Annotated in this window: 23 protein-coding genes; 8 read left to right on the forward strand and 15 right to left on the reverse strand. The window is 59.8% G+C overall.

What is annotated here, in order from left to right:
• Positions 1-22: 22 nt before the first annotated feature.
• Both ACLM45_RS05440 and ACLM45_RS05445 read left to right on the forward strand, forming a co-directional pair.
• A complete protein-coding gene (locus ACLM45_RS05440) occupies positions 23-997 on the forward strand; it encodes a DUF1517 domain-containing protein (protein ID WP_415411019.1) in 975 nt (324 codons plus the stop codon).
• A 343-nt stretch (positions 998-1,340) separates the two neighbouring features.
• Positions 1,341-1,511 carry a hypothetical protein gene (locus ACLM45_RS05445; protein ID WP_415411021.1) on the forward strand — a complete coding sequence of 57 codons (171 nt, stop codon included), beginning with the start codon at positions 1,341-1,343 and terminating at the stop codon, positions 1,509-1,511.
• 24 nt (positions 1,512-1,535) lie between these two features.
• Here the strand turns inward: ACLM45_RS05445 and larB are convergent, their stop codons facing one another.
• Genes larB through era form a run of 6 tightly spaced genes read right to left on the reverse strand, consistent with a single transcriptional unit; the run spans position 1,536 to position 5,286 of the window.
• Complete coding sequence (gene larB, locus ACLM45_RS05450) at positions 1,536-2,195, reverse strand: nickel pincer cofactor biosynthesis protein LarB (RefSeq protein ID WP_415411023.1); 660 nt, start codon at positions 2,193-2,195, stop codon at positions 1,536-1,538.
• On the reverse strand, positions 2,192-2,647 hold the full coding sequence (locus tag ACLM45_RS05455; protein WP_415411025.1) for a TIGR03792 family protein: 456 nt from the start codon (positions 2,645-2,647) through the stop codon (positions 2,192-2,194). The genes larB and ACLM45_RS05455 overlap by 4 nt, the downstream gene beginning before the upstream one ends.
• Positions 2,644-3,126 (reverse strand): 2-C-methyl-D-erythritol 2,4-cyclodiphosphate synthase, encoded by a 483-nt coding sequence (gene ispF / locus ACLM45_RS05460; protein ID WP_415411027.1) that lies wholly within the window; start codon positions 3,124-3,126, stop codon positions 2,644-2,646. The genes ACLM45_RS05455 and ispF overlap by 4 nt, the downstream gene beginning before the upstream one ends.
• Entirely contained in the window at positions 3,127-3,855 is a 729-nt protein-coding gene (gene trmD, locus ACLM45_RS05465) for a tRNA (guanosine(37)-N1)-methyltransferase TrmD (protein WP_415411029.1), read from the reverse strand.
• A gap of 6 nt (positions 3,856-3,861) precedes the next feature.
• The gene (locus tag ACLM45_RS05470; protein WP_415411031.1) at positions 3,862-4,344 is read right to left on the reverse strand and encodes a phycobiliprotein lyase; all 483 of its coding nucleotides are present in this window, start codon (positions 4,342-4,344) and stop codon (positions 3,862-3,864) included.
• 3 nt (positions 4,345-4,347) lie between these two features.
• Positions 4,348-5,286 carry a GTPase Era gene (gene era, locus ACLM45_RS05475; RefSeq protein ID WP_415411033.1) on the reverse strand — a complete coding sequence of 313 codons (939 nt, stop codon included), beginning with the start codon at positions 5,284-5,286 and terminating at the stop codon, positions 4,348-4,350.
• Between the two features lie 72 nt (positions 5,287-5,358).
• Here era and ACLM45_RS05480 point away from each other — a divergent pair, with 72 nt between their 5' ends.
• Positions 5,359-5,889, forward strand: a complete 531-nt coding sequence (locus ACLM45_RS05480) for a hypothetical protein (protein ID WP_006041918.1) — start codon at positions 5,359-5,361, stop codon at positions 5,887-5,889.
• Positions 5,890-6,265: 376 nt separating this feature from the next.
• Here the strand turns inward: ACLM45_RS05480 and ACLM45_RS05485 are convergent, their stop codons facing one another.
• The 4 genes from ACLM45_RS05485 to ffh all read right to left on the reverse strand — a co-directional run bounded on the left by ACLM45_RS05485 (position 6,266) and on the right by ffh (position 10,052).
• A complete protein-coding gene (locus tag ACLM45_RS05485; RefSeq protein WP_006041919.1) occupies positions 6,266-7,000 on the reverse strand; it encodes a Bax inhibitor-1 family protein in 735 nt (244 codons plus the stop codon).
• A gap of 52 nt (positions 7,001-7,052) precedes the next feature.
• Complete coding sequence (locus ACLM45_RS05490; RefSeq protein WP_006041920.1) at positions 7,053-8,084, reverse strand: PhoH family protein; 1,032 nt, start codon at positions 8,082-8,084, stop codon at positions 7,053-7,055.
• A gap of 8 nt (positions 8,085-8,092) precedes the next feature.
• Positions 8,093-8,509, reverse strand: a complete 417-nt coding sequence (gene rpsP / locus ACLM45_RS05495; protein ID WP_038005070.1) for a 30S ribosomal protein S16 — start codon at positions 8,507-8,509, stop codon at positions 8,093-8,095.
• 76 nt (positions 8,510-8,585) lie between these two features.
• Positions 8,586-10,052: a signal recognition particle protein gene (gene ffh, locus ACLM45_RS05500; protein ID WP_415411035.1), complete on the reverse strand. Its 1,467-nt coding sequence runs from the start codon at positions 10,050-10,052 to the stop codon at positions 8,586-8,588.
• Between the two features lie 177 nt (positions 10,053-10,229).
• On the opposite strand from ffh, the gene ACLM45_RS05505 reads away from it, so the two are divergent.
• The gene (locus tag ACLM45_RS05505; RefSeq protein WP_415411037.1) at positions 10,230-10,544 is read left to right on the forward strand and encodes a hypothetical protein; all 315 of its coding nucleotides are present in this window, start codon (positions 10,230-10,232) and stop codon (positions 10,542-10,544) included.
• Positions 10,545-10,673: 129 nt separating this feature from the next.
• Here ACLM45_RS05505 and ACLM45_RS05510 read toward each other — a convergent pair whose 3' ends face one another.
• Complete coding sequence (locus ACLM45_RS05510) at positions 10,674-12,746, reverse strand: IMS domain-containing protein (protein WP_415411362.1); 2,073 nt, start codon at positions 12,744-12,746, stop codon at positions 10,674-10,676.
• A 100-nt stretch (positions 12,747-12,846) separates the two neighbouring features.
• Between ACLM45_RS05510 and pdhA the strand changes: the two genes are divergently transcribed.
• A complete protein-coding gene (pdhA, locus tag ACLM45_RS05515; protein ID WP_415411039.1) occupies positions 12,847-13,941 on the forward strand; it encodes a pyruvate dehydrogenase (acetyl-transferring) E1 component subunit alpha in 1,095 nt (364 codons plus the stop codon).
• A 1-nt stretch (position 13,942) separates the two neighbouring features.
• On the opposite strand, the gene ACLM45_RS05520 is transcribed toward pdhA, so the two are convergent.
• From ACLM45_RS05520 to ACLM45_RS05530, 3 genes are all read right to left on the reverse strand, one after another.
• Entirely contained in the window at positions 13,943-14,857 is a 915-nt protein-coding gene (locus ACLM45_RS05520) for a histone deacetylase (protein ID WP_415411041.1), read from the reverse strand.
• A 37-nt stretch (positions 14,858-14,894) separates the two neighbouring features.
• Positions 14,895-15,836: an RpoD/SigA family RNA polymerase sigma factor gene (locus ACLM45_RS05525; RefSeq protein WP_006041928.1), complete on the reverse strand. Its 942-nt coding sequence runs from the start codon at positions 15,834-15,836 to the stop codon at positions 14,895-14,897.
• A gap of 145 nt (positions 15,837-15,981) precedes the next feature.
• Positions 15,982-17,544 carry an NAD(P)H-hydrate dehydratase gene (locus ACLM45_RS05530; RefSeq protein ID WP_415411043.1) on the reverse strand — a complete coding sequence of 521 codons (1,563 nt, stop codon included), beginning with the start codon at positions 17,542-17,544 and terminating at the stop codon, positions 15,982-15,984.
• Positions 17,545-17,602: 58 nt separating this feature from the next.
• On the opposite strand from ACLM45_RS05530, the gene mnmA reads away from it, so the two are divergent.
• The gene (gene mnmA, locus ACLM45_RS05535; protein ID WP_415411045.1) at positions 17,603-18,772 is read left to right on the forward strand and encodes a tRNA 2-thiouridine(34) synthase MnmA; all 1,170 of its coding nucleotides are present in this window, start codon (positions 17,603-17,605) and stop codon (positions 18,770-18,772) included.
• On the opposite strand, the gene ACLM45_RS05540 is transcribed toward mnmA, so the two are convergent.
• Complete coding sequence (locus tag ACLM45_RS05540) at positions 18,696-20,207, reverse strand: apolipoprotein N-acyltransferase (RefSeq protein ID WP_415411047.1); 1,512 nt, start codon at positions 20,205-20,207, stop codon at positions 18,696-18,698. The two genes, mnmA and ACLM45_RS05540, sit on opposite strands and share 77 nt — an antisense overlap.
• Before the next feature lie 53 nt (positions 20,208-20,260).
• On the opposite strand from ACLM45_RS05540, the gene ACLM45_RS05545 reads away from it, so the two are divergent.
• Both ACLM45_RS05545 and ACLM45_RS05550 read left to right on the forward strand, forming a co-directional pair.
• Positions 20,261-20,590: a phasin family protein gene (locus ACLM45_RS05545; RefSeq protein ID WP_415411049.1), complete on the forward strand. Its 330-nt coding sequence runs from the start codon at positions 20,261-20,263 to the stop codon at positions 20,588-20,590.
• 35 nt (positions 20,591-20,625) lie between these two features.
• Positions 20,626-21,231 carry an FKBP-type peptidyl-prolyl cis-trans isomerase gene (locus ACLM45_RS05550; protein WP_415411051.1) on the forward strand — a complete coding sequence of 202 codons (606 nt, stop codon included), beginning with the start codon at positions 20,626-20,628 and terminating at the stop codon, positions 21,229-21,231.
• Positions 21,232-21,245 lie beyond the last annotated feature (14 nt).

Consider the following 21,245-nt stretch of genomic DNA (forward strand, 5'->3'; position numbering starts at 1 on the left):
CACTTCAGTTTTTTACGTCGTTTTGGCCCATTCGCCGAATCGCCTCACCAACCGAGCGATCCACCGCTGGCTATCAGGGTTGATGGTGCCAGTGCTGCTGGTGGGTCTTCTCTTAATCCATCCACTTCCCAGTGATGCGGCCCGTGGTGGCCGGATCGGAGGCGGCAGCTTCAGGGCACCAAGCATGCCCCGGAGCGGCGGCTATGGCGGTGGAGTCAGGAGGGGCTACAACGGCGGCTACAACAGAGGCTTTGGCGGCGGTTTCGGCTTCCCCTTCATCATTCCAATCTTCGGCTTCGGCGGCGGCGGACTGCTTGGAATCCTCGTTTTGATGGCCATTGTCGGGGTGCTCGTGAATGCATTCCGTGGAGCCGGAAACCGTCCCGCTATCGGAGGTGGAGTTGGTGGATATGACAGCCCTCGGGAAATTCCTATGGGTCCGGTGTCGATGCTTCAACTGCAGATCGGCCTTCTTGCAAGCGCCAAGGATCTTCAATCTGATTTACGTGCCCTCGCCTCATCCGCCGACACCAGCTCTCCAGCCGGACTTCAGCGGGTGCTTCAGGACACCACGCTGGCCCTTCTGCGCCAGCCTGATCTTTGGGTTTACGCCAATGCCGAATCGGGCAGCGTTCCCTTCAACGCAGCTGAATCAACCTTCAACCGTCTGTCCATGACAGAGCGCAGCAAGCTGCGTGAAGAGCTCACCACCAATGTGGGCGGAGTTCGATCCAGCAGTGAGCACACCGCCAGCCGTGGCGATGCTGATGCGACCAATGAATTCATTGTGGTCACGCTCCTTGTGGCCAGCCGTCGATCAGTGAATCTCAAACAGGCCGACAACGGTGAAGACCTGCGAGAGTCCTTGCGCATCCTCGGTTCCACGGCTTCCAGTGATCTCATCGCTCTCGAAGTGATCTGGCAGCCCGATGGCGCTGGTGATGTTCTCAGCGCTGATGAACTGGTGACGGCGTATCCCAACCTTCAACACCTCTGAAGCAGGTTTAAGAAAATCTTCCACAGAATCGATGTCATCAAACGCGTAAAAAGCGGATGACATCGATAGGTTGAAATGACTACTAACGCACCAGTTCATTGGCCCCTGCATCCCGACCAGATCCACGAGTAATGCAGTGGCAGACGAACGGAGAGCTTGATCGCAACGATCTTTTTGAACTGGTCCGCACTCTCAGGGACGTCGAATCGCCGACCCACAGCAATGAGCTCTGGCGACTGGGGACCAAGTACGAACAAGCGTCCTAAATCAATTCCAGATCTTCAACCGTCCCTCTTGCCCGCTTTCGAGGCTCCAAGCACCTTGCGGTTGCTGCACTTGCTGAATGTCGGCCAGATCCCCTTCTTGGGTCAATTCCAGCGTTTTGATGGAAGCCCTTCAGCGCTATGACCAGGATCGTCTGCCCCGTTCCCTACGTCTCTGGGTCGAAGCCACGCTGGAACTGGAACCTGAAGACTCCGTCGCAACCCTCCTGCCCCATGCGTCGACGGATTAATTCTTCTGCATTGTCTGCCCAGGATTAAACGCCTCTCCCCTGGAGAATGCGCAAGGCGGCCATTGCAGCTCCGTAGCCGTTGTCGATATTGACAACCGTCAGACCAGGTGCACAGCTCGCCAGCATGCCATCGAGGGCGGCACGCCCACCAGCACTGACGCCATACCCCACGGATACAGGCACACCGATCACTGGCTGGGGCACCAGCCCGGCCAGCACCGTGGGCAAGGCCCCTTCCATCCCAGCGCAGGCAATGATCACATCCAGCGGCTGAAGCGATGGCAGTACAGCCAGAAGACGATGCAGGCCAGCCACACCCACATCGAGTAGCACCTTGGTCGCCACCCCATGCACCTGTAGAGAGAGTTCCGCCTCGGCAGCAACGCGTCGATCGCTTGTGCCACCACTGAGCACGCCCACCCTTACATCCTGGGAAGGATTCGGGAGAGATCCATCCGTCAGACATCCTGCATCGCGATGCCACTCCACAGTTGGCAAAGCGTCCATAACCGCGACTGCCTTGTCAGGACTCACCCGGGTCACAAGCGCCAACTCACCCGCAGCACGCATGCTGCGCAGGATGGACGCGATCTGCTCGGAACTCTTATGCAGGCCCCAAACGGCCTCCACCATCCCCAGGCGCTGACGGCGCTGAAGATCGAGACGAGTCTCGTCCACGGTCATGGGGGTAGAAGTTCCCCTTCGTACACCAGTGGGAAGGGATTTCCCTCGACCTGCCCCAAAGCCTGACGGGCGATCAACTCAAACCGCTGCTGTACGGCCTCCACCTCCTCCTGAGGAATCGCTTTCCAAGCTTCTCGACTTCTCCAGCGGATCAACAGCGTGCCCTCTTGGCTGGTGGGATCCCAGAGCAAATCCCGACCAAGGAAACCTTTCTGCTGAGTGAGCCACGGCTCCCAGCTCCCCCGTTCAGCCTCCATCCAGGCGTCGCGCGCCTGATCAGGCACCTGAATACGCAGATGCTCCACCACGGCAACGTCATAACCACCTTCGGGGTCTGCGAAGGCGATCAGGCGAAGATCATCGTGTCCAGCCAAAGCGATCACCAGAGCCAAACAAAGCCCTGAAAGGTTAAGCAGAACTCGTCGCAGCCCGATCCAAGGGAACGTGATCATTGGCCCAGCAGGGCGACGGCATAACAGGCGATGCCCTCTTCGCGACCTTCAGGACCGAGGCGTTCATTGGTGGTGGCCTTCACACCGACCTGGTCAGGCGCAATCCCCATCGCCATGGCGATGGCTGTACGCATGGCCTCGATGTGCGGTTTGAGTTTGGGGCGCTCAGCGATCACCACCGAATCCACATTCACCACCTGCCAGCCGCGCTGCTGGATAAGCGCCACGACTTGGCGCAGCAGCTTCAGGCTGTCAGCCCCCTTCCACTGGGGATCCGTAGGCGGGAAATACAAGCCGATATCCCCCAGGGACAACGCCCCGAGGAGGGCATCCATGATTGCGTGCACCAAAACATCAGCATCGCTATGGCCATCGAGCCCAACACCGTCAGGGTGCTCAAGGCGCTGGCCGCCGAGAATCAGCGGCCGGCCGTCCACCAGCCGATGAATGTCGTAGCCGTTGCCGATGCGAAGCGTCATTCAGGCCCTGTTCTCTGACTCATTGTCAGCGCCGACGCGCTGCTGCCAGCGTTGCATCAGATCCGGTCGGCGATCTGCCGTTCGCAGCTCCCGCTGCTGCTGACGCCAGCGGGCAATGGCACCGTGGTCTCCGCTGCGCAACACCTCGGGCACCCCCATCCCTCGAAACTCGGCTGGACGGGTGTAGTGCGGGTGCTCAAGCAGGCCATCGCTGTGGCTCTCCTCCACGAGGGATTCTGCGCTGCCGACCGTACCCGGAAGCAAGCGCACCACACCATTGATGATCGTCATGGCCGGCAACTCACCGCCGGTGAGCACAAAGTCGCCGAGCGACACCTCCTCATCAGCGAGGGAACGAATGCGCTCGTCAAACCCCTCGTAATGGCCACAGAGCAGCACAAGCTGATCGTTGTCACTGGCCCAACGCTGCAGATCGGCTTGCTGCAACGGATGGCCTTGAGGCGTCATCAGCAGCACTCGGCGACGCCCACAAACAGGAATCGCGTCGAAAGCCGCAAACACCGGTTCAGGCTTGAGCACCATCCCCGCACCACCGCCGTAGGGCTCATCGTCGACCTTGCGATAGCGATCGGTGGCGTGATCGCGCGGATTATGGAGAACCAACTCGACGCGACCAGCGCAAAAAGCACGCCCGATCACCCCCAGCTCGCGCATGGGCGAGAAGGCCTGCGGAGCCAGAGTCACAACATCCAGCCGGTACGGAGCCATTGCGGATCAGGGCTGTGGCGCTGACACGCGCCGAATCTCGGAGCAGAAACGGGCTTGAACGGGGGTCCCCTCCGGCGCCGTGGCTGTGGTGCTGCGCAGCCGCAGGTTGGGCTTGATGAACCAGATGCGCTCAAGCACCCGGGTGTCGCCTTCCATCACCTCCAGCTCGATACTGGCGTCGGGGCGGAACTGCCAGTACCCCTGGCGTTGTGAGGCCTGCGAGCGCAGCATCAACTCACCATTCGCCGCAAACAGAAGCTCACTGGACACGCCATCCGCCGCCTCCACCGTGAGCGTCCAGGCTGAATCCTGGCGCGCCGCCTTCACCGTGACCTCACCACGGTCGCTGGTATGCCATTGGTCCTCGGCACCCTCAAGATCAAAACGACTGCGCAGACTCATCCAACGGCCTGCACACAACTGAAGAAAGGCTTCTAGATCGTCCGGGGGGAAAGCGGTTTCATCCATGGATCCATCCTCGCAGGACATGGTTCAGCGGCCCTCTTCGGCATATCCCAGTTCTGCCAGCCGCTGCGGCTTACTGCGCCAGTCGGGGACCACTTTCACGAACAACTCCAGATACACCGGACCATCAATCAGGGTCTGCATCTGCAAGCGCGCCCCCTGGCCGATGGTCTTGAGCATGGCGCCACCCTTTCCGATCAGAATGCCTTTCTGACTTTTGCGTTCCACAAGGATGGTGGCCAGCACCGCAGTTCGGCCCGATCCCTTCCCTTTGGATGGCATCTCCTCCACCCTGTCGATGCTGACCGCAACACTGTGAGGCACCTCCTCCCGGGTGAGGAGCAGCACCTGCTCACGAATCAGTTCGGCCATTAACAGCCGTTCAGGTTGATCACTAACCATGTCGGCCGGATAAAGCTGAGGCCCCTCCGGCATCAAGGCACTGACGGCCCGAACGAGCTCGGGGCAACCTTCACCCGTGAGCGCGCAGCAGTAGTGGATGGGCCACCCTGACTCCGCCAACAGATCGCGGTAAGCAGCATCCGCCTCCGGTCGTCGCGCCGTGGGGACCTTATCCCATTTATTGAGCACAACCTGCACCGGCAGCCGCTGCTGACGCAGGAGATTGACGATGAAGGCATCCCCTCGGCCTGGAGGTTCACAGCCCTCCAGCAACAGAAGCACCTGGTCCACTTCACCAATGGCCGACCTGGCACTTTGCACCAGGCGTTCTCCGAGCAGATGATGGGGCTTATGAATGCCCGGGGTATCCACCAGAATCAGCTGTGCTTCCGCTGTGGTGAGGATCGCGCGCAGGCGGTTGCGCGTTGTCTGCGCCACGGGAGACGTGATCGCCACCTTGTCACCTACCAACTGATTCACCAGCGTGGACTTACCGACATTGGGACGCCCGATCAGGGCCACAAAGCCGGAGCGGTGACCGTCAGCCAATGGAGTGACTTGCATAATCTCAGTCTGCGGGGTCACGGACCTGCCTGATTCAGAGAAATAGCCTGATGGGGCGGGCACCAATTGGCCATGACAAACAGAAACCCCAACTTCCAGGAGGCAATGGAGATCGCCGCCACCTGGTTAAAACAGTGGGACGAAGAGGAGATCAGCGATGAGGTAATGGCTGATCGCGCCGCAGAACTTCTTGCCAGCCGCGACGGAGCCAGGGGGTTCTTCGTGGTGAGTCTCGCCGGCGAGAGCACTTTGATGGACCGACTGCCTGACGCTCTTGTGATCAAGTTGCGTGAGGCTGGCGACGGGGTGGTGGATCTCACTGCACGCAACCTGGCCATGAGCGCGGCGATGGTGGTGCATCACCGCAACAACGGCGATGAGGCGCAAGCCATGGGGTCAGAGCGGGTCAATCAACGCTGCACCGAGCTGTTGCGCCAGCTCGACAGCCAGAGAGTCAAGGAGCGACTTGAGACCCTGCTGGAAGCTGCCAGCCACAGCCGTGGCGACGACCTCAGCTTTCTTGAGCGCTGGGGGTACAACAAGGATCAAAAAGAGGCCATCGGCGAGGCCGTTCATGCCGTAGCAGAGACAGGACGGCCCTAAAACCGTCCACGCTAGATCTGGTGTGACTGGCCAGTAAAAAAGCCCGGGGCGTAAAGCTCCGGGCCGGGTGATGGGGAAACTTGACCATAGCCAGAGATCCAGTCAAAGACCAGCACCACATCTGGTGGCAGCAAAGATGAAGGAACGTTTTGCAGCACTATTAGGCCAATCTGAAGTTGAGACGCATCCCGTAATGAGCGTCCTATCGTTGTGGTCCGAGGGCCGGGTGATGGGGATCAGTCGGTTCGGATCCCGGGAATTCTCCCGGGTTTTTTATTGCCTGGCTTCGGGTCGCTCCAGAGAACTCACGGCCAACAAAAACCCCGGCTCAAGGCCGGGGTTGCGACAAATCAAGGCCTCGAGCAAGGCGTTCACCTCAGTCGCGGCGACCACCACCCTGTAGCGCGATCACAAGGCGGAGAATAAAGATGAACAGGTTGATGTAAGTGAGATACATCCCCAGAGCGCCCGCCAAATATTGATCATCCCTGTAGGTGCGAGGCATGGTGTAAAAGTCGACAAAGGCCATGCCGACGAACAACACGGTGCCGAAACCCGCGATGGCGAGATTGGTTGCGGCGTAGATGCCAGGGATAAAGAAACCGGCCACGAAAATGCCGAGCATGGCGATGATCAACCCCATCAAACCGAGGCCCACCACAGCTGTGAGGGCCTGACCCACGCTGTCGCTCATTCGGCGTCCCACCACGGAGGCGACCACGAACGTGAGACCTGTGGCCAAAGCTGCGATGCCGATTGAGGCCACACCCGCCACGGCAATCGCTTGCACAACCAGACCGGTGAGCGTGAAGCCCGTGAGAAGGCTGAACGCCGCCATGAGGGGCAACGCTGTGCCGTTGTTCCCTTTACTGGCCGCATTCTGGGCCACGAAAAACAGAATGAACCAGGGGATGATCGCGACAAGCGACAACCCGTTGAAGGCCTGAAAGCCGATGGAGGCCATCGTGGCCATACCACCCACAACGCCCGCTGCTGTCAGGGCCATGCCTCCTCCCACATAAGGGAGGGCCTTGTTCACAACATTGGGGCCGACGAGGGCACTGGATTGTGCCTCGCGGATGGCGTCTTGAAAATTGCTGCTGGCTGGCATAACGCCCCAGATCACTGGAATCATCCTGCCAGCTGCAACAGGGTTGTGGGATCTACCTCGGTGCGGATCTCCCCATCGAGCGTCGCGCGGGAGGACCCTCCCGGCGGGGATGGGTTTTGTCACGACGGGCATAGGCCTCCACTACCCGCTGGACGAGGGGGTGACGCACCACATCGGCGGCTGTGAGGCGGCAGACCGCCACACCCTCCACGCCATCGAGCACCTCGGAGGCTTCCACCAAACCACTCAGCTGTCCTGGTTGGAGGTCCACCTGGGTGATGTCACCGGTGACCACCATGCGCGATCGCTCCCCCAAACGGGTCAACACCATGCGCATCTGAGCCGGCGTGGTGTTCTGAGCCTCATCGAGGATCACGAAGGATTCCGCCAGCGTGCGGCCGCGCATGTAAGCCAGCGGGGCCACTTCAATCACCCCTTTTTCAAGCATTGCGGCCGTTTTTTCGGGGCCCAGAAGCATATGCAACGCGTCGTAGAGAGGCCTCAGGTAGGGATCCACCTTCTGCTGAAGGTCTCCGGGAAGAAAGCCCAGTCGCTCTCCGGCCTCCACCGCAGGCCTGGTGAGCACCAATCGCTCCACTTTGCGCTCCGTGAGCATGCGCACGGCCAGGACCGTGGCCAAGAACGTCTTGCCTGTGCCCGCTGGCCCGAGAGCAAACGTGAGATCGTTGCGCTCCATCGCCTCCACGTAGGTCTTCTGACGCAACGTGCGCGGACGTAACAGTGCACCCCGTTGATTTTTGGCCAGGACCTGCTGACCCATGGCGTCATGCTCGCGATCACGCCCTGTGTCGAGGGCCTGCAAAGCGGATTGCAGATCCACCTGAGAGATCGGCTCACCCGCCTGCCAAAACTTGCGGAGCAACTCCACCGTTGCGGCCGTGCGCTCCAACTGGCTTGGACGGCCTTGGATCACCAGCTGCAATCCGCGAATCACAAGAGATGAACCCGTCAGAGCCTCCAATTGCCGGAGAGTCTGACCAGAGGGGCCACCTGCGAGAGCAAGAGCGGCTTCCGTGTGGGGTAAGTCAAAGACGAAGCAACCGTCTGAGGCAGCCTCGGACATGCTGCTGATCAGGATTCGGCAGGTGCTTCTTCCGCGTTCTCGTCGCCAGATTCGGCTTCGGCTGCAGCTTTAGCTTCGGCTTCCGCTGCAGCTTTGGCTTCAGCAGCCTCCTTGGCTGCTTGCTTGGCATCGGCTTCACGCTTCGCCGCCTGCTTGAGCTTGCCGACAATCTCAGCCGGACGCACCGTTTTCTCGATCAAGCCACCCTTCTCGAGCAGAGTGCGCACCGCATCGGTGGGCTGGGCACCCTGCCCCAAACGCTCACGCAGCGCTTCTGCATCCAGACGGGTCTCCTTGGTGCGGGGGTTGTAGTACCCGAGCTCCTGTAATGGACGTCCGTCGCGGCGGGAAGTGCTGTTGCACGCCACAAGGCGGAAGCTCGCTTCCCGCTTCTTACCGAACCGCTTCAGGCGGAGCTTGATCATCGTGGCGCTTGCTGAGGTGGAAACAATCGGCGCAGGTGAAACGAGCGCCAAACAACCAACTTACCTTGTCGGGGGATTAGAGCTGCCCGAAACCTTTTTTCTTCTTGACCGGACGCTGCCGGCGAGGGGTCCCGCCCCCGCGCCCAGCCTGTCCCGTCGGCATTCCACCCGGCATCCCGGGCATACCGCCACCCATGCCAGGGAATCCGCCCATTCCAGGCATGCCACCCATTCCAGGCATGCCTCCGCCTTGGGTCATCTGCTGCATGAAGCCACGCATCTTCTGGAAATCCGCCAGCACCTTGTCCACATCGGCGGGCTGGTGACCACTTCCCCGGGCAATCCGGCGGCGACGGGACGGCTGACCAGCCAGCAGATCGGGATTCTCCCGTTCCTGCTGTGTCATGGAACCGATCATCGCTTCGATCTTCTTCAACTGCTGCTCGCCCTGCTTGAGCATGCCGTCATCGATCTTGTTCATCCCCGGGATCATCTTCATCAGGCCACCCAGCGATCCCATGCGCTTGATCAGGCGCATTTGCTGCACGAAATCTGAGAAGTCAAACGTGGCTTCCTGCAGCTTTTTCTGCATCTTTTCGACATCAGCCAGCTCCACCTCCTTCTGAGCTTTCTCCACCAGGGTCAGCACATCGCCCATACCGAGGATGCGACTGGCCATCCGCTCCGGGTGGAAGGGCTGCAGAGCCTCCACCTTCTCGCCCGTTCCGATGAACTTGATCGGCTGGCCGCTCACCTTCCGGATCGACAGCGCTGCACCACCTCGGGAGTCGCCATCCAGCTTGGTGAGCACCGCTCCGGTAATACCGACCTGTTCATGGAAGGCACGGGTGAGCTCAGCCGCTTCCTGACCGATCATTGAATCCACCACCAGCAGCACTTCATCCGGCTGAACGGCGGTGCGGATTCGCACCATCTCCTCCATCATTTCGGTGTCGATCTGGAGTCGACCCGCTGTATCCACCAGCAGGGTGTCGAAACCCTCCTCCTTCGCTTTGGCCAAACCGGCAGCTGCAATGGCTTCGGGTTTGGCATCAGCGCCGAGACTGAAAACCTCCACACCGATCTGACCACCAAGGGTCTTGAGTTGCTCAATGGCAGCCGGACGGTACACATCGGCGCCGACCATCAGAGCCCGGCGCCCCTGATCCTTGAGATGCAGGCCGAGCTTGGCCGTGGCCGTGGTTTTACCAGCCCCCTGCAAACCGGCCATCAACACAACGGTGGGTGCCTCCTCGGCCTGGGCCAGCGGGGCGTTACCGCCACCCATCACCTCAACCAGCTGCTCGTGCACAACCTGGATGAACTTCTGATCCGGGCTGACGCCACGCACCACGTCGGAGCCAACGGCCTTCTCGCGCACATCGGCAACAAAGTCCTTCACAACAGGAAGGCTTACGTCCGCTTCCAGCAGTGCGCGACGTACATCTTTGAGGGCCCCCTCCACATTGGTGTCGGAGATTTTGTCCTGACCTCTCAGCCCCTTGACCGCATCTTCAAAGCGGGCTGACAGCTCATCGAACATCGGTGACGCGGCGGTTTCAGATCACTGATCGTAAAAGTGACCGGGTTCAGTAGTGATTTCTAGGCTGGCAGCAGAGCGTGATGCCATGCAACTCGCCTCTTTGGCACAAGGCCTTGTTGCATTGCGGAACCATCGCCCATCTCAGGATCGTTCCGCGATCTGTTTGCAGGCCTTTCGGTGGCAGCCCTCGGGGCGGTGCTGATGCTGGCGGCTTACTCCCTGCTCAATCTGGCCAGCCTGAAGCGTCTCTGGACGCTCGATTGCAATGAATTCGTTCTGTCCTTGATCACATCCCTGGGGGTGGTCACCCTGGGAGCGATCAACGGAATTTTGATCGCCGTGGCGCTCGCGATTATTCGTTTTATGAAACACACGGCCCGCCCCATGTGGATGGACAGGGACTTTCTGGACTGCTGCTGTTCCGCTTCAACGCACCACTGGTGTTCTTCAATGCCAACCACTTCCTGGCCTCCGAGGGGATCCGCCTGGTGATCGCCGGACGCCGCACCGAATTCCTACGAGGATTGAACGCAATGGGTATGAACAGCTCCATCTTTAACCCTGGCTGTTCTCCAAGCTGCATCAAGCCGTCAGGGCCTTCCGGATAAATCCTGATCCGGCTTATTCGAAAGCCTGAAGGCGCCATCCTCCATCAGAGTCCCGACCAAAGATGTAAGTCAGAAGAATCGCCGAAGGCTGCGTCTCATCAACGACGCGCCCCTCCTGAGTCGTTGTCTGGTCGCGGTAGTTCAACTCAGCTCTTAATTCGATCCGCTGTGGCGTCTCGCTGACCAGCTGTACCGATTTGATTGAAGCATCGATCGCCTGCTTCAAACCTTCTGCCTGATTGGCATCGCGTTGCTGCTGCACCTGGTTAATCAAGCCAGCACGGGCAATCGACTGCAGAGTTGACTGTGCTGTCCCTTCACCGCTCAGAACAGCGGCTTTTCCGTCCAACCAACTCTGAAGCAGGCGCTGCAGCTCATCCGCCGTGGGCTGTTCAGATTTAAGTGGCCAGGATGCTGCTTTGCCTGCCGTCAAGGATTCAGACACTTCAAGTTTGGTGGTCGTTGAAGAGGGGGCTTTGGCCTTCGGCAGGGGCTTCACCTTGGCTGGAGCCGACGACTGGCCGTCAGCCGGGTTCGAATCCACCTCCTCGCGCAGACCGATCAAGCTCCAGACAGCCACCACCACGACCAACGCGGCGAACACTCCTGATCCAACCAGCAGGAAACGGCTCCGATGCGGAATCTCCGAGACAGACAGACTGGGCAACGTTGGCCAGCTCACACGCGGAAAACCTGACCAGGGGACCGTTCTCGAAGCAGAAGGTTCCGATTCCGCCACTTCCTCTGAGGATTTGATGACCTCGTCAGTCCCCGCGGGCACAGCAATCGGCATCATGAAGGTCTTGCCAAGACCGCCTTCCAACGGAGTCTCATCCTCGAGCGGTGAAGCGTTGAAGGGTGCCTGCCTTGCCTGTTGTCTCTCCAGGCTTTCCACGTAAGCCTGAACATCGCGATCGGCAAACCAGGTGTCGAGATCAACGGCGTCAGCATCCACATCCCGATAGTTCGGGAGTACATCCCGACCCAGCCAGGTGCGGCAGTACTCACACATCGAGGCCAGTACATCACCAGGATGGTTGTCCATCCAGGATTTCAATGCTGGGTCAGAGCTGGAGCTGTTGAGGAAACGACGCTTGGCGCGATCCACATTCCCAAGGAGAAGATCAAGGCAGCCCAGAAGTGGCTTCTTATCGAAGCCCTCAAGCGCCAGCCCCTTCAGTTTGTTGCGTGCATCCTGAACACGTTCGGGCTTGCGTTGAGAAAAACCCGCCGCAACCAGCGCCATCACCCCAAGAAACGCAGCTTCAAGCGACCCGTTGTCCTGCAGATGACCGAAAAGATCAATCTGCTCTTGAACTGTTAAAAAGCGTCGAATCTGGTGAAAAAACAACTCAAAGGAGCCCTGATCCATGGTGTCTGGGGACTCGCCAGGACCTTCACCGTCGCCTGAGCCACCTTCAAGTCCTCCACGTTCAAGAATGAACGCTTCAAACATCGCGAGACCTTCCTGACGCGCGGATTGCTCAGCGAGATCGCGACTGAGCAGATCCAAGATTCGGTAAGGCCTGAGCTGGCTCAGTGCGGCTTCGATCGCCCGACGTTGATCAGGCAACTTGCCCATACGCTGCAGAAGCTGCAGCCCCTCCTTCAGCAGGGTTGCTGCAGCTTCGTAGCGACGCTGGTCCTTGTCCTGGTGAGCAGCATCCAGGCAGGCAAGAGCAGCCAACAGCGACATATCCGACTCACGGCCGCTCCCCAGGGCCGGAGCTTGCGGTGGCTGGAGCGCCTGACGGGACAACTGAAAGGCTTCGTGGGGGAAATGGGCTTCCCAGAGAAGAATTAACCCGGCAACCTCGCTGCTAGGCACGATCTCCAAACCGGACTTTTCCTCGGGATGATCACGCCCAAGCTCCAGCAACTTTGCCTCGTAATCCTGACGACGCAGAGGTTCACTAAGGAGATCGGCAGACAGCCTTAGAAGTTCGCCACGCTGGGTAAGAGCTTCATGGGTAAAACCCTGGTCAGGAGCGTGATCCAGACGTCGCTGAAGAGTCCTGAGAATCGTTTCGGCATCAGCGGTGGGACTGACACCCAGCAGACGGAAATGGTCAATGGGCAGATCCACCAAGAAGCAAGCGCCTGGGGAAATACAGTAGGGAGAATATGGATTTCTGCCCACTGATTCACCGCGGCCCCTTAAGCTTGACGATCGATTAAGTCGTGCCATGAGCAAAGACACCGCAGTTGGCACTGAAGTACGCACGAATTCCCAGAGCGCTCAGATAGGAGCCCACGCGGAACGTCTTTCCAGCCTGGTAACAGCCCAGAGGGCCACAGTGAATTCCGCCACAGGGCTGGAGCTCTATCGAGACATGACGCTCGGACGGCGTTTCGAGGACAAGTGCGCAGAAATGTATTACCGCGGCAAGATGTTTGGCTTTGTGCACTTGTACAACGGCCAAGAGGCCGTGAGCACGGGGGTAATCGGTGCCATGAAGCGCCAGCATGACTGGTTCTGCAGCACTTATCGGGACCACGTCCATGCCCTGAGTGCCGGAGTCCCAGCCCGAGAAGTGATGAGCGAGTTGTTCGGCAAGGAAACAGGTTGCAGCAAGGGGCGCGGCGGCTCGATGCACCTGTTTTCCAAAGAGCACCATCTCCTGGGAGGTTTCGCTTTTATTGGAGAAGGAATCCCTGTTGCTCTTGGATCCGCCTTCACGAGCCGCTACAAGCGTGATGCTCTTGGTGATTCCAGTAGCAATGCCGTAACAGCGGCCTTCTTCGGTGACGGAACATGCAACAACGGCCAGTTTTTCGAGTGCTTGAACATGGCGCAACTTTGGAAGCTGCCCATCCTTTTCGTGGTTGAAAACAATAAATGGGCCATTGGAATGGCCCATGATCGCGCCACGAGCGATCCTGAAATCTGGCGCAAGGCCAGCGCCTTCGGCATGGCAGGAGAGGAAGTGGATGGCATGGATGTGCTGGCCGTCCGCGCCGCAGCACAGAGGGCCGTGGAACGAGCAAGGGCCGGAGAAGGGCCGACCGTTCTGGAATGTCTGACCTATCGATTCAGAGGGCACTCCCTTGCTGATCCAGACGAATTGAGGGCCGAGGAAGAAAAGCAGTTCTGGGCCAAACGCGATCCTCTGAAAGCCCTGGAGAGGGAGCTGTTGGAGGCCAATCTGGTCACCGCCGAAGAGCTTCGGGCGATCGAAAAGGAGATCGATGCCGAAGTACAAGACTGTGTGGACTTTGCCTTGAGCGCTCCTGAGCCCGATGGGTCCGAACTCACCCGTTACATCTGGGCTGACAACTGATTCACAACCCGTGCAGCCGCGCCTGATCCGCAGCAGCGCGAAACACCAAGGCGTGGCGCTTCACAAGGGGAATCATGGCGTCATAGCCCCCACCAATCACGCTGGCCACTGGAATTCCCCGTCGCAGGCAGGCATCGAGAACCAGATGATCCCTTTGGAGAAGTCCGAGGTTGGTTAAGCAGAGACGTCCCAAGCGGTCATCGCGGTGGGGGTCTACACCTGCGTTGTAGAGCACGAGTTGGGGACGCTGACGATCCAGTAGTTCGGGGAGATGATCTCCGATCGTTTGCAGGTAGTCCCAGTCTTCGAGCCCGTCGCGCAGTGATAGATCGAGATCACTGACCTGCTTGCGGGAAGGAAAGTTTGAAGCAGCATGCGCTGAAAAGGTGAACACACGCTCATCACCACTGAAGATCAGGGCGGTGGCATCCCCTTGGTGCACATCCAGGTCAACGACAAGCACCCGCCGGAGACCATCCTGTTCGATCAGAACCCGCGCACAGACAGCGAGATCATTGAAAATGCAAAATCCACTGCCGAAATCGGGAAAGGCATGGTGAGTGCCGCCAGCAAGATGACAAGCCAAGCCGTGGCGCAAGGCAAGCCTGGCCGTGAGCAGAGTTCCACCAACAGCGATCCAGGTGCGTCGAACTAGAGGGGTTGTAGCGGGCAAACCAATCCGGCGCTGCGCCTGCCGATCCAGTCGGTCTCTGGCAAAGGCTTCGTGATAAGCCCTCTGATGAACAAGCTCAAGCCAGCGTCGCGGCACAGGCAGAGGGCGATGCATCTGGCTGGAGTCCGCCAGTCCACAGTCGAAGAGGCAGCGCTCGAGTTCCCGAAACTTTGCCATCGGAAAACGATGGCTACTGGGCAGGGGTGCGCTGTAGGCCTCGTGATAAACAAGCGGTGGCTTCAACGGATCGATTCGATCGTTGAAGTCTGCAAGACAAAACTCAGAACGTGGGAGCTACCCGGCGCGTCAAATTACGAAGTTTGCGCAAAGCCTTGAGCTCAACTTGACGCACTCGCTCGCGAGACACGTCGAGAAGCCGGCCGATTTCCGCCAACGTATGTCGTTCATTGCCATTCAGGCCGAAACGCAGCGTGAGAACGTGCTGTTCCTGATCACTGAGGTGGCTCATCCAACGGCCGAGCTGCTCGTGATGAATACGTTGCTCCACTCGGTCGAGAGGCTCCTCAAGGGATGAATCAGCGATCAGGTCTCCAAGGAAACTGCGACCCTCCTCCCCATTCACCGGTGCATCAAGGCTGCTGGTGGTGAGCGCCTGCCTAAGCAGGGAATCAAGCTCCTCAACCGGCATATCCATCGCCTCGGCGATTTCGAGGCGACTTGGCATGGCTCCAAGCTTATGAGCCAAATCCAAACTAACCTTGCGGATGCTGGTGAGACGTTCGCTGAGATGGACTGGTAGACGGATCGTCCGCGATTGACAAGCAATGGCTCGGGTCATGCTCTGGCGAATCCACCAGAAGGCATAAGTAGAAAATTTATAACCGCGGGTGGGATCAAATTTTTCAACCGCACGCTCAAGACCGAGAGATCCTTCTTGTATCAAATCGAGAAGCTCTAGACCTTTGCCCTGATACTTCTTGGCGACGCTAACCACCAATCGAAGATTGGCTTTCATCATCCGCTGCTTGGCACGCTGGCCTACCCGAATCAAGCGGCGCTGCTTGCTATCAAAAAGCTCGCTATCCGCTGCGATCGAACCATCTTCAGTGAGCTGCATCAACTTCTGAACTTGGTTTCCAAGCTCAATTTCCTCGGCGGGCGTCAGCAACGGAATTCTTCCGATCGTTGCGAGGTACCAACTGATTGGATCACTGCTTCGTCGTCTTTGGGTTTCAGAAACCCCGGCTGCGGCTGAGGGCATGGGGATGGACTTATGACGTGAAGCGACTGTCCTACGAAATTCACTTAATTGGATGTGTTTTCAGCAACCCTTCAGATTCGTACGTTGAAAACGACACAAACCGATCGCGATTGCGTCATCACGTGTTGAAACCTGAATAAATACTTCATTCATCACTCAATCGTGTCACCGATCGCACCAATTGTGTGAGTTGATCAGCGATTGTGAGTGCTCCGCTACTGCGGCTGCAGCCACAGGCGGCCTGAGCATGCAGCAACCCCGCTGCTGCCAGAGCGGCCCCATCCGCAGGGCTCGCGGCAGCCTGCAGTCGAGCTCCCCATCCCCCCGCCAGGCCGGCCAACAAATCCCCGAGCCCGGTTCGAGCGACCTGGCAATCCGTGCCAACCAACTGACGCACAGATCCAGAAGGGTCGGCGATCACGCTGTGAGCACCTTTCAGCAAGACCACGACACCGCTGCGTTCGGCAGCAGCTGCAGCACGTTCGAGCGGAGACCCCTGATCGCAACAGGGAAAAAGACGTTCAAATTCCTGGGGGTGGGGGGTGATCCAAGTCGGTCCCATCCGCTTCAGGAACCATCGCCACCCCTCAACGTCCCCGGACAGTTGATTGAGCGCATCGGCATCAAGCACCAACAGGCCCCGGAAGGTCTGCAAAGGTTCGGCCCAGCCTCGCCAGACCCCTTCCATCAGTCCCAGACCTGGCCCCAGTAATAAGGCATCCAACCGGCTGAGATCGCTCCGATGCAGAGCTGCCCCCCAAAGCAGTGATCCGCTGTCATCAGACTCGAGAGCAGGCTCCGAGACCACTTCCGGGGCCCATTGCCAGAGCTGTTGATCCACCACTTTCGGTAGAGCGGCCCGCACACTGCCGGCACCACTGGCCAAGGCCCCCCGCACCGCAAGGTGAGCCGCACCGCGGTAACGCTCGCTGCCAGCGATCAACAGCAAACGTCCGCGTTCGTACTTCATCGCCGTGCTTTTCTCAGCAGGAACCGGCAGGGTCTTGAGGTCTGGAGCCCCCACCTGAAGCACCAGGGGAGACGTCAGAGAGGCCATCAGCCGCGGCGGCACCCCTGGATCGATGCGATGCACGTTGCCGGCAAAGGGTAAAGCCGCGTCCTGGACCAGTCCTCGCTTGATCAGAGCCACGGTGAGGGTGTGAGAGGCCACGGCAACGGCGGTGCCCAGCGGAGTCCCTGAATCACTATCAAGACCTGCTGGGCAGTCCAGGCTGATCAGCTGTCCGGGTGCGGAGAGCTGACGCTGTTGCAACAGTTGCGTCACCTGATCTGGGAGTGGTCGGGTCTGGCCAAGACCAAAGAGAGCGTCGATCCAAAGGGATGGATCGGCTGGGTCAGGCTCGAACTCCTGCACAGGCACCCCGAGCCACAGCAGGTGTCGCCAGTGCTCATGGGTCAGGGCCTGCCGCAGGGGCAACGGTGCCCAAAGACGCACGGCGATGCCTTTTTCCAGCAACTTTCTCCCCAGGACAAGGCCATCGCCTCCGTTATGTCCGGGCCCCACAAGCACCAAAACCCCTTGAGCAAGACGATCAGGACGTTGCAGACACCACTCCGCCATCCTCTGGCCAACCGTTTCCATCAAGGCAGCGACGGGCAATCCACTGGACAGCCACTGCTGCTCCAGCTCCAGCATCTGGTCACTGCGAACCAACAGATGATCAGCATCAACAGCTGGCCAATGCATGGAGGGGGCCCATGGGACCTCACTATGGAGAAAGAAGCCCATTCCTGTCCGTCAGCCCATGCCGGCCGCGTTTCCAGTCACAGCCGCCACGATCGCCGGAGCGGAGGCCCTGGATCGACTGCGCCATTGGCCAGGGGAGCACCGTGTTGCCGTCGGCCTCTCCGGTGGTGTGGACAGCTCACTGACCGCAGCGCTGCTTGTCGAGGCCGGCTGGGACGTAGAAGGCCTCACCCTGTGGTTGATGAGCGGAAAGGGAGCCTGTTGTGCGGAAGGACTTGTTGACGCTGCTGGGATCTGCGAGCAACTCGAGATTCCGCACCACGTGGTGGATTCACGCGAAACCTTTCAGCGCGAAATCGTGAATGGCTTGATTGAGGGCTACCAGGCCGGCATCACGCCCTTGCCCTGCTCACGCTGCAACCGGGCTGTGAAGTTCTCTCCAATGCTGCGCTGGGCCCAGGAGGAACGCGGTCTCGCCAGGATTGCCACCGGGCATTACGCCCGACTCCGTTTTGACGACAGCTCCAGCCGATGGCGACTGCTGCGCGGTCTCGATGCACGCAAGGATCAGAGCTACTTCCTCTACGACCTCACCCAGGAGGTGCTCGACCGCGTGGTGTTCCCCCTTGGAGAACTCACCAAGCCCGACACCCGTTTGGAGGCTGCTCGCCATGGACTGCGCACGGCGGCGAAACCGGAAAGCCAAGACCTCTGCCTTGCCGATCACCATGGATCGATGCGGTCCTTTCTGGATGCTTACCTGCCGCCGCGTCAGGGGGAAATTGTTCTCCAGGATGGAACGGTCGTCGGAGAGCATGACGGCATCGAGCACTTCACCATCGGGCAGCGCAAAGGACTCGGCATCGCCTGGAGCGAGCCCCTGCATGTGGTCCGCCTGGATGCCGCGATGAACCGCGTCGTCGTCGCCACTCGCGATCAGGCGGGTCGCGACCACTGCGTTGTGGGCGCCATCAACTGGGTCTCAATCGCTCCACCAGCACCAGGGCAGCGTCAAAAGGTGCACGTACAGGTGCGCTACCGCAGTGCTCCTGTTCCCGCCCAACTCACCACCATGGATGCGGAGGCATCGGATGCTGAAGCCGACCGCCCCCATCGCTGCAGGCTTGACTTTGACGAGCCCCAGTTTTCGATCACTCCTGGACAGGCGGCGGTGTTCTACGACGGTGACGCGGTTCTGGGGGGAGGACTAATCCAGACCGCGACTTGAACAGCGTTGCTGCGGCAATCAAAAGAAGACCCACCAAGGGCCACTCACGCAGTCGTGCGTAGGTGGTCATAACGGTGCTGGGCTGTACCTGCACGGTCAGCACGCCAGGGCGCATCGCTGTCAAACGCGATGTGACCTGTCCATGAGCATTGATCGCAGCAGTAGGACCTGTATTGGCTGCCGACACCAGCGGTCGAGCCGTCTCCACACTGCGCAATTGCGCCAGAGCCAGAAACTGGTGCTGCAAGAGCAAGGGGTAAGGGTCCAGATTGGCCGCTGTGAGGATCCATTGCCCTCCGCCTGCCGCAGCCCGGGCGAGGGCCGTGCCGTTGGAGATCTCGTAACAGATCGCGACCTGGGCAGGCGGACCTCCCCAGCGCCAGAGCCTGGACGCCCCCCCAGGTTCAAGGCCTCCCACTGCGGAAAGCCCCGCAAGGCCTGGCAAGGCCGGAGTCCATTCCCCCAGGGGGACAAGACGATGCTTGTCGATCACAGCGGCAGGCGTTGCATCATCGCCTTGCAGCAACAGCAGAGCACTACGCTGACGGCCGGTCACCCAGCGAAAGCCACCGCTGATCAGGGGGACAGGTTCCGCCAGCAAGTTCCCCCGATCCAGCGGCAACGTTCCCTCCGGAGCGATCAGCAGATCAGCCCCATCAGCTTCAGCTCTGGTCAGTGCCGCGCGCAGCAGTCGAGGGAACTGACTCTGACGCTCCGCACTGAATTTCTCTCTGGTGGGAATCGCGGGCTGCCAGAGAGCCAGGTTCAGAGGGTCCCTGGAGACATCAGGACGGTCGATCCCGACCAGTGCCGCAGCACCGAGAGCATGCAGGACTACCAAGCCAAGCACTCCAGCACCCAGCAGCCGCAAACGCTTGCGTTCGCAATCAGCGCTGGCGAACTGTGTCCATAAGCTCCAGCCCAGAAACACCTGCAAGGCCGCCAGACCTCCGGCGCCACACCAGCGCGACAATCCACCAAGGGCAGGGTCCGCGGGAAATACGCTCCCTCCTACGCCGATCCAGAACAGTGGACCTCGAGAGAGCAGGGTTTCTCCAAGGCCCCAGATCAGAGACAGAACAAGCGCTTGCATCGCGCCACCCCGCCCTGGGAGCAGACGAACCAACAGACTCCAGCCGCTCAACAGCAACACCGCAGCCAGCACACAGCCCAGCCAAACCGCTGCAGCCAGGGGAAGACTGAGGAGTTCTGGCACACCTAACCAGGTGAGTGGGTGCAGGGCAAGCAACCAGCGATGGCTGATCGCCACGGCAAGCCCCCCCCAGAGTGCTGCGGCCAGCGGGTTGAACGCCACAGACCACAGCAAGGCCAGCGCAGGCAGCATCCACCACAACCCTGACAAGCTCAGACCGGTGCCCGCCAACACACCTCCCAGCAAAGCCCGAAGCAGAATCTGAGATCGGTCATTGCCCATGGTGCCCCCCAGAGGTTGACGTCATCCTGGAATCACAACGCTCAACATCCGCGATGGAGACCGCCAACCCTCTCCAACAGTTACTGCTGCGAGGCCTCGGCACCACCACCCTGGTAGCCGAACGCCTGCGTGGCGTGACCCAGGACTGGGTAAGCAGTGGCCGTCTCGATGCCAGCCAAGCCTCGGCTCTGGTGGACGAAGTTCTGAGAGCATTAAGGGGGGAAACCCCTGAACTCGAGCAGCAGATGGGGCGGAATCTGGAGCGCAATCGCGACAATTTTTTGCAAGATCTGGGCCTTCCCAGCCAGAAGGAAGTTGATGAGCTGCGCGGCCGGATCGACCGACTGGAGCAGCAACTCCGCCAGCGCGAACGCCAGGACTGAACCTGCCAGACTCTTTCTGAACAAATGGAGCTCCAGTGCGAGACATTCTGATCAGTTCTGCCGTGTGTGTGGCGTGCTTGGTGGTGGCGCTGGTAAGTCAGATCGTGTCACCATCCACCGTGGTTGCGGCACCACCCTCACCCACCGTTCAGGCGTCCGCCGCTCGGACCGCTGACGTGCAGGCCTCCGCAGCGATGGAACTGGACCCTGACGAGACCAACCCAACCCTCTTTGCCATGGCACCCGACTCCAACCAGGCTGATGCGTCCGCTCTCGGAGGCGCGATGAGTGCTGAAAAGCCTGAAATCACAGCCAGTGGACTGCGGATCACCAATCTCGTGGTGGGCACCGGAGCCGAAGCGACGTCAGGACAAACCGTCGTGGTGCATTACCGCGGGACTCTCGAAGACGGCAGTCAGTTCGACGCCAGCTACGACCGCGGCACCCCGTTCAGTTTCCCCCTCGGTGCCGGCCGTGTGATCAAGGGTTGGGACGAAGGTGTCCAGGGGATGAAGGTGGGCGGCAAACGCAAGCTGGTGATTCCTCCCGATCTGGGCTACGGCGCCCGCGGAGCTGGGGGTGTCATCCCTCCCAACGCCACGCTGATTTTTGAAGTGGAGTTGCTTGAAGTGAAAGGCTGAGCCCTCCAATAGGG

The sequence above is a fragment of the Synechococcus sp. A10-1-5-9 genome (assembly GCF_047716785.1).
In the GTDB taxonomy this organism is placed as follows: Bacteria; Cyanobacteriota; Cyanobacteriia; order PCC-6307; family Cyanobiaceae; genus Synechococcus_C.